This window comes from Marinimicrobium sp. UBA4209 (assembly GCF_002381585.1).
Classification (GTDB): Bacteria; Pseudomonadota; Gammaproteobacteria; order Pseudomonadales; family Cellvibrionaceae; genus Marinimicrobium; species Marinimicrobium koreense.
This window is the reverse complement of sequence record NZ_DFTP01000031.1, coordinates 44,953-45,180: the sequence shown is the minus strand read 5'-3', so window position 1 is coordinate 45,180 and position 228 is coordinate 44,953. Positions and strand designations below refer to the sequence as shown.

Genomic DNA, 228 nt, shown 5'->3' with positions numbered 1-228 from the left:
CCGTCCATGCTGAACACGCCGTCCACGGCCACCAGGCGACGCCTGGCATCAGAGCCCGCGAGGCGGCGCTCCAGGTGTTCCGGGTCATTGTGGGAAAAGCGCTGGAAACGGGCCCCGCTCAGCAGCCCGGCATCGAGCAGTGAGGCGTGGTTCAGGCGGTCTTCAAAAATGCCGTCGCCCTTGCCCACCAGGGCAGTCACCGTGCCCAGGTTGGCCATGTAGCCGGTG

General features: G+C 67.1%; 1 protein-coding gene. It reads right to left on the bottom strand.

Annotation, left to right across the window (positions count from 1 at the left end; genetic code table 11):
- The coding region (locus B3187_RS04645; RefSeq protein ID WP_286804855.1) for an aminotransferase class I/II-fold pyridoxal phosphate-dependent enzyme at nucleotides 1–228 on the bottom strand (228 nt) is incomplete at both ends.